Here is a 7,323-nt window from a genome sequence, read left to right on the forward strand (position 1 = left end):
GGCGTCGCTGGCGCGGGCGAGCGGGTCGGTGGTCGCCGTGTCGGGGCCCGTGGACGTCATCACCGACGGCGACCGCGTGCGGCGCATCGCGAGCGGGTCGCCGCTGCTGACCCGCGTGACCGGCACCGGCTGCGCGCTCGGGGGGCTGACCGCGGCCTGCTGCGCGGTGGCGGACCCGTTCGAGGCGGCGGTGGCGGCGACGGCGTGGCTGACGGTCGCGTCCGAACGAGCCGCGGCGGCGTCCAGGGGGCCGGGGAGCTTCAGGGTGGGCCTGCTCGACGAGTTGTTCCTCGTCACGCCGGCCGAGGTGGAAGGCGGCGTGCGGTGGGGCTGAGGATCGACTATCGGGTGTACCTGGTGACGTCCGGGGCGGGGCGCAGCACGATCGCCGTCGCCGCCCGGGCGGCCCGCGGCGGGGCGGGCGTGGTGCAGGTGCGGCTGAAGGGGGCGTCCGATTGGGAGCGGCTCGATCTGGTGTGCCGCGTCGCCGACGCCGTCGGGCGGGCGAACCCCGACACCCACGTGCTCGTGGACGACGACGTCGCCGTCGCCGGGCTCGCGATGCGGATGGGCTATCACGTGCACGGCGTCCACGTGGGGGCCGAGGACACGCCGCCGCGCGTCGCCCGGGAGATGCTCGGCCCGGAGGCCGTGATCGGCGTGACGACCGGCACGCTCGACTTGGTGCGTCGCGCCAACGAGGACGCCGACGTGATCGACTACGTGGGCGCCGGCCCGTTCCGGAAGACGCCGACGAAGGATTCCGGACGCGAACCCCTCGGTCTGCAGGGATACCCGGCGCTCGTGGCGGCCACGCTGATGCCGATCGTCGCGATCGGGGACGTGCAGCCCGCTGACGTCCGGGGGCTGGCGGCGACCGGGGTGGCGGGGGTGGCGATGGTCCGCGGAATCATGGCCGCGCGAGACCCTGAGGCGGTCGTCCGGAAGGCCCTCGCCGATTTCGATGCGGGACGGGCCGCTCGCCCCGGGGGCGTTTCTCCCTGATCGCCCCGGGGGGCGTTTCTACCTGACGTTTTCCACCTTCTGGGGTGGAGAACGTCACACGGCCCCGGGCGGCGACGGTCGTGGCGAGCGGCGTCCGGGGGACAGGTCGGACACAACTTCTTCGCAAGGGCCGCACGCGGCGCCGATGTGATCCGCGCCGTCGGCCGCGGCGTCCAAGGGAAGGAACTGCCCGGCAGAGAGGCGGGGGCGTCCCACTGACATGCGGGCGGGCGTCCCCCTGGGTGTGTGACAAAAGCCACACCCCAGTGTGGAAAGCGCAGCATAGAAACGCACACGGGGACAGAACAGCGGCCCCTCCGGGTTCCCCCGCCCAAGAGAGGCCGCTGTCGGCTGTGGCTGGCGTGGTCATGGCCTGCCGGGTGTCACGTTGGTCCGATGTGACTCGCCGGTTGGCCCTTTTCCCCCGGGCTTGGCCGACGCTGGTTGGTTGATTCCCCCGAACAACCTTCCGACATCAAGTATGGCCGTATGCGGATCAGTTAATTGACCACTCTGGACGACCCTGGACACCGGCGCAAAGGTGGGGACACGCCTCGCGAGTCACCCATCTGGGGACGGGCAGCCGTCCCCGTCCTCAGAATGGGGGACGCCGCCCGCCCTGTCCTCACAATCGCGCTGACTAGGGACATCATTCCCACCCCCGGACGCCCGCTCGCCAGTCCTTTTAATCCGTCAAATAACCCGGACGCCCGACAAAACCGCCAGTGATCGCGCCTTCACGCGCCCCTCAAAACCAGGGGCCGCCTCAGCCGTCCAGCAGCCCGTGCGCCAGCAGGATGCGCCGCAGTCCGTCGGGCCCCTCCCGCGGGTCGAGGCGCTCCGCGATCATCTGCACGGACGCCGCGGCGTCCACGTTCGCCTGCTTGTCGTCGATGAACAGCGTCTCCTCCGCGGGAGTCCGGATTCCCCGCAACACGGTCGTGAAGAACGCCACGTCGGGCTTCGCGACGCCGAGTTCGCACGAGTAGAACTGCTCGTCGAAGTGCCGCTCGTACCCGTTGTGGTCGCGCATGTACGCGAGCCGGTCGCTCTGCTGGTTGCTCGCCACGTAACACCGGACGCCGCGCTCCCGCACCTGATCGACCAGCGCGAGCGAATCGGCCCAGACGTCGTACTTGTGCCACTCGGCGACCAGCACGTCGACCTCGACGGTCTCGCCGAGCTCGTCCAGATACTCGGCGACCACGTCCCGGAACGGCACTTGACCCGTCACCGCGGACGTCTGCTCACGCCGGTCGAGCTCCGCGAACGTCCCGCGCTCCATGAGCGCGTCGATGCCCTCGATCCAGCCGGCGACCGGCCACTGCAGGACGCCGTCGCAGTCGAAGAGAACGGCCTTGATGGGGGAGTCGGCGGTCGCGGGCATGGGGTTCCTTCCGTCGGAGGGCTCGGTGGGGTAGGCGACGATCGGGGACGCCCCCGGCGTCAGTCGAGCTGACGCCGCGCGGCGCCCTTGTCGGCCGACAGCGCCAGCGACGCGTAGATCTTCAGCGAGTTGCTGACGGTCCGCTCCCGGGACGCCGGACGCCAGCCGGCGGCGTCCTGCTCTTCGCGACGGCGAGCGAGCTCGTCGGCGTCCACCTCGATGTCGATCGTGCGCTCCGGGATGTTGATCGACACGATGTCGCCTTCCCGGATCAGCCCGATCGCGCCGCCGGCGGCGGCCTCGGGCGAGATGTGGCCCAGCGACAGCCCGGACGACCCGCCCGAGAACCGCCCGTCGGTGATCAACGCGCACTGCGGCCCGAGCCCGACGCCCTTGAGGTAGCTGGTCGGGTACAGCATCTCCTGCATCCCCGGGCCGCCCTTCGGCCCCTCGTACCGGACGACCACGCAGTCGCCCGCGACGATCTGGCCGCCCAGGATCATCTCGACGGCCTGCTCCTGGCTTTCCGCGATCTTCGCCGGCCCGCGGAACACCCACTGGTGCTCCGGGACGCCCGCCGTCTTCACGACCGCCCCGTCCTCCGCGATGTTGCCCTTCAGGATCGCGAGCCCGCCGTCGGCGGTGTAGGCGTGCTCCACCGAGTGGATGCAGCCGTGCTCGGGGTCGGTGTCGAGCGTCTTCCAGCGGTTCGTGGACGAGAACGCCTCCGTCGTCCGGACGCCTCCCGGCGCCGCGTGGAACAGCTCGATCGCCTCCGGGGACGCCTGACCGCTGCGGATGTCCCACGCGTTCAACCAGTCGTCGACGGACGCCGCGTGCACGGCGTGCACCGAGTCGTCCAGGAGGCCGCCGCGGTGCAGCTCGCCGAGGATCGCCGGCATGCCGCCGGCGCGATGCACGTCCTCCATGTAGAAGTCGTGGGTGTTCGGGGCCACCTTGCAGATGCACGGCGTCTCGCGGGAGAGCCGGTCGATGTCGTCCTGCGTGAAGTCGGCGCCGGCCTCGCGGGCCGCCGCCAGGATATGCAGCACCGTGTTCGTCGATCCGCCCATCGCGATGTCGAGCCGCATCGCGTTCTCGAACGCGGCCTTCGTCGCGATCGAGCGCGGCAGCACGGACGCGTCGTCGCCTCCGTAGTAGCGGTTGGCCAGGTCGACGGCGAGGCGTCCGGCCCGCTCGAACAGACCCTTGCGGGCGGACGCCGTCGCGAGCGTCGACCCGTTGCCCGGCAGCGACAGCCCGAGCGCCTCGGTGAGGCAGTTCATGGAGTTGGCGGTGAACATGCCGGAGCACGACCCGCAGGTCGGGCACGCGTTCGCCTCGATGGACGCGATCTGCTCGTCCGACACCTCGCGGTCGACGGCCTTGATCATCGCGTCGATGAGGTCGAGCCGCTCGGCGCCGCCCTCGTCGGGGGCGCCGGACACGATGCGGTCGCCGAGCAGGCGCCCGGCCTCCATGGGGCCGCCGGAGACGAACACGGTCGGGATGTTCAGCCGCATGGCCGCGATGAGCATGCCGGGGGTGATCTTGTCGCAGTTGGAGATGCACACGAGCGCGTCGGCGCAGTGCGCGTTCACCATGTACTCGACCGAGTCGGCGATGATCTCGCGGCTGGGCAGGGAGTACAGCATGCCGCCGTGGCCCATGGCGATGCCGTCGTCGACGGCGATCGTGTTGAACTCGCGGCCGATGCCGCCCGCCTCGGCGACGGCGCCGGCGACGAGCTGACCCATGTCTTTGAGGTGGACGTGGCCCGGCACGAACTGGGTGAAGCTGTTCGCGATCGCTACGATCGGTTTGCCGAAGTCGGCGTCCTGAACGCCCGTGGCGCGCCAGAGCGCGCGGGCGCCCGCCATGTTGCGGCCGTGAGTCGTGGTCCGGGAGCGGAGTTCGGGCATGGGGAATCCCTCTTTCTGAAGCGTCAGCACCCCAGGCTAGCGCCCCGCGCGCAGCCTCCCGACGGCGTTCGGCGCCGAGCATGGGTCGGATGCTCGGCGCCGAAACGGACGGGGCGTGTCTCCCCCCGAGAGTCCCGTCAAGGGAAGAACCGGTCTAGCCGGTGAACGTTTGGGTGGCCGGGTGGTAGCACCCGGGGAGCCACGGCATGTGCTTGCAGATGTCCCACCAGTCCATCGGCGGGGTGAAGGAGCCCAGCACGATGAGCGCCATCGTGGCGGCGGCGACCTTGCGGATCATGAAGCCCTCCTCGTGGTGCGGGGTAGTCGGGTGGGCCGTGCGGCCGGTCACGTCGGCGACGGGGCGCCGGGAGCGACGGCGGTGGTGACGGTCGGCGGACCCGCGTGGGACCCGCCGACCGCACATCTTCAGTTCGTGGTCGCGCCGAAGTACCGGTGGCACGGCGGCAACCACGGCAAAATGTCGCAGAGATCCCGCTGCGCGACGGCGGGGACCACTCCACCGACGGCGCCGATGATGGCGACGACGGTGACGATCGCGAGCTTCGCGCGGAACGTCTGCTGCCTCCTGACCGGGGTGGTTCTGGCGAGGAACAGCCTGGCAGGGGACGGGCGTCCCGACGACCCCGCCGGGCCGGTTCCGAACTTTCAGACACAATGTTTGTCCTTTTGGTCAATTCTCGGCGCATGATCCAGTCGGAGCGCGAATCCGGCCGCTCAACGTCGGGACACCGTGGCAGGCTGCTGCTATGAAGAGGGGGTTGCTGCACCTGCGGACGTTGACGCGCGAGACGCTGCTGGTCGCGCTGGTCGGCCTCATCGCGGTCGCGACGGTCGTGGCCACCCTCGCCTACGCGGAGCCGCTGGGCGGGCTCGCCCTCGACTTGGCGGTGCTGGCGTCCGTGATCGTCGGGGTGAAGCACACGCGGGTCGGGCAGGTCCTCACCCTCGTCACGCTCGCGGCCCTGGTGGTCGCCCCGCTCGGCTGGGGCGGTATGGCGCAGTTCGCCTCCGTGCTGCCCGTCCTCGGCGAGGACGCCGACCTGCGGCGTCCGTCGTGGATTGCCTACTCGGCGATCCTCGTCGGCCTGCTGACGTGGGACGGGTATCGCAAGGCCGGCCCGGGGGCGATCGTCCCATCGATCACGTTCTGGTCGGTGCTGCTGGCGATCACGTGGCTGGTGTCGTATGCGATGCGGGCCAGCACGCTGCTGCACGAGGCCGAGCGCGAGCGGGCGCTGACCGCGCAGCGGCAGGCGTTGGCCCGCGATCTGCACGACACCGTCGCGCATTCGCTGTCGCTCATGGTGATGCGGTGCGAGCGGGCGCTGATCCACGGCGGCGCCACCGACGACGACCTCGAGTTCGTCATCGAGACGGGCCACCAGTCCATCGCCGAGCTGCGGGGCATGCTGCGGCTGCTGCGGACGGCGTCCAGCGGCACCGACGCGCGCGAGACCGGCTGGAAGCTCGAGCCGCTCGACCAAGTGCTGGCCGGCTGCTGCGCCGACCTGCGGGCGCGCGGGTTCACCGTCTCGCTGAGCCAGGAGGGCGAGCTCGACGGGCTGCCGCAGAGCGTGGCCGACTCGCTCGGCAAGATCGCGCGCGAGGCGACCGCGAACATCGTGAAGCACGGCGATCTGCGCGGGCCGTGCACGGTGATGGTGTCGGTGGACGCCCGCGAGGCGGAGCTGGTCTTCATGAACGAGCCGCACCCGCTTCCGACGATGTCGAGCAAGGAGCCCCTGGGGCTGCGCGGCATCCAGGAGCGGGCGGAGGCGCTCGGGGGCACGGCGTCCGCGGGCATGGGCTCGACCCGCTGGATCACGCGGGTCGCCGTGCCGCTCGCCGCAGGTCAGCGCAGCGCGCCGGCGAGGGAGTCGCTGTGACCGGGGCGGCCGAGCGCATCCGGGTGCTGCTGGTCGACGACGACGCGATGGTGCTCCAGGCGCTCGCCGACTACTTGTCGGTGGGCGACGACCTGGAGTGCATCGGCACCTGCGAGAACGGCCGGGAGGCGTGCGCCCTCCTCGAAACGCGAGACGCCGACGTGGTGGTCATGGACGTGCAGATGCCCGTGCTCGACGGCGTCGCCGCCACGCGGGCCATCAAGGCCGACCACCCCGAGACCCAGGTGCTCATGCTCACGTCGTTCGACGAGGACGCCGCCGTGCAGGCCGCCCTGCGCGCCGGCGCGGTCGGGTTCCTGCTCAAGAGCACCCGGCCGGCGGCGCTCCGCGAGGCCGTCCGCGCCGCGCACCGCGGGCTGCGCGTCCTCTCGGGGGCGCCGCTGTCGCGGTGGGTCGAGCAGACCAGGGGCAACGCGGCCAGCCCGGCCCTCGCCCTGGAGCCCCGCGAGCGGGAGGTGCTCGACGCGCTGTGCCAGGGTGACTCCAACGCCGACATCGCCGCCCGGCTGCACCTGTCGGAGTCGAGCGTGAAGGCGTCCGTGCACGAACTGATGCGCCGGCTCGGCGCGTCGAGCCGGCTGCAGATCGTCGTCCGGGCGCACGCGCTGGGGCTCGACTGACGGCGCGCGCTGGGCGAGCGCGGCTTACCCCAGGACGCCGGCGTCCAGCAGCAGGGTGAGCGCCCCCTCGGAGGGGTTCAGGCGCATGATGAGCACCGCGCGGTCGGCTGTCCCGCCCATTTCGGCGTAGACGTACCGGACGCTGACGCCGGCGTCCGAGAAGACCTGCACGATCTCGGCCAGCCCGCCCGGACGATTGGGCACCTCCACCACCAGCACGTCCACGACCATCGTGACGACGCCGAGCTCGTCGAGGGCGGCGACGGCGGCGTCCGGGTCGCTCACCATCGTCCGCAGGATGCCGAAGCGCTCGGTCTCCGCCACCGACATGGTGTGCAGGTTGACGCCGGCGTCCGCGAGCCGGTGCAGCACCTCGGCGAGGATGCCGGGCTCGTTCTCCAGGAACACCGACACCTGCCGCGCCTCGGCCGCCCGGACGCCCGCCGCGAGCAGTGACTCAG

At 71.4% G+C, this 7,323-nt stretch carries 8 protein-coding genes; 4 read left to right on the forward strand and 4 right to left on the reverse strand.

Features of this window, described 5'->3' with window-relative positions; all coding sequences use genetic code 11:
* A partial coding sequence (locus tag WMJ97_RS13580) for a hydroxyethylthiazole kinase (RefSeq protein ID WP_347349539.1) occupies positions 1-334 on the forward strand: 334 nt, incomplete at its 5' end.
* Positions 331-1,005, forward strand: a complete 675-nt coding sequence (locus tag WMJ97_RS13585; RefSeq protein ID WP_347349546.1) for a thiamine phosphate synthase — start codon at positions 331-333, stop codon at positions 1,003-1,005. The genes WMJ97_RS13580 and WMJ97_RS13585, both read left to right, overlap by 4 nt.
* A 766-nt stretch (positions 1,006-1,771) precedes the next feature.
* On the opposite strand, the gene WMJ97_RS13590 is transcribed toward WMJ97_RS13585, so the two are convergent.
* The 3 genes from WMJ97_RS13590 to WMJ97_RS13600 all read right to left on the reverse strand — a co-directional run bounded on the left by WMJ97_RS13590 (position 1,772) and on the right by WMJ97_RS13600 (position 4,663).
* Entirely contained in the window at positions 1,772-2,392 is a 621-nt protein-coding gene (locus WMJ97_RS13590) for an HAD-IA family hydrolase (RefSeq protein WP_347349540.1), read from the reverse strand.
* A gap of 59 nt (positions 2,393-2,451) precedes the next feature.
* Complete coding sequence (gene ilvD / locus WMJ97_RS13595) at positions 2,452-4,314, reverse strand: dihydroxy-acid dehydratase (RefSeq protein ID WP_347349541.1); 1,863 nt, start codon at positions 4,312-4,314, stop codon at positions 2,452-2,454.
* Between the two features lie 154 nt (positions 4,315-4,468).
* Positions 4,469-4,663, reverse strand: a complete 195-nt coding sequence (locus tag WMJ97_RS13600; protein WP_347349542.1) for a hypothetical protein — start codon at positions 4,661-4,663, stop codon at positions 4,469-4,471.
* 418 nt (positions 4,664-5,081) lie between these two features.
* Here WMJ97_RS13600 and WMJ97_RS13605 point away from each other — a divergent pair, with 418 nt between their 5' ends.
* Entirely contained in the window at positions 5,082-6,221 is a 1,140-nt protein-coding gene (locus tag WMJ97_RS13605; RefSeq protein WP_347349543.1) for a histidine kinase, read from the forward strand.
* The gene (locus WMJ97_RS13610) at positions 6,218-6,862 is read left to right on the forward strand and encodes a response regulator transcription factor (protein ID WP_347349544.1); all 645 of its coding nucleotides are present in this window, start codon (positions 6,218-6,220) and stop codon (positions 6,860-6,862) included. The genes WMJ97_RS13605 and WMJ97_RS13610 overlap by 4 nt, the downstream gene beginning before the upstream one ends.
* A 24-nt stretch (positions 6,863-6,886) precedes the next feature.
* Here WMJ97_RS13610 and WMJ97_RS13615 read toward each other — a convergent pair.
* A partial coding sequence (locus WMJ97_RS13615; RefSeq protein WP_347349545.1) for an ACT domain-containing protein occupies positions 6,887-7,323 on the reverse strand: 437 nt, incomplete at its 5' end.

This window comes from Nigerium sp. (genome assembly GCF_039811905.1).
Lineage (GTDB): Bacteria > Actinomycetota > Actinomycetes > Propionibacteriales > Propionibacteriaceae > Propioniciclava.

Coding starts and splice junctions, on each gene's coding strand:
- WMJ97_RS13590 (WP_347349540.1), bottom strand. CDS start 2,392: ATGCCCGCGACCGCCGACTCCCCCATCAAGGCCGTTCTCTTCGACTGC.
- ilvD (WP_347349541.1), bottom strand. CDS start 4,314: ATGCCCGAACTCCGCTCCCGGACCACGACTCACGGCCGCAACATGGCG.
- WMJ97_RS13605 (WP_347349543.1), top strand. CDS start 5,082: ATGAAGAGGGGGTTGCTGCACCTGCGGACGTTGACGCGCGAGACGCTG.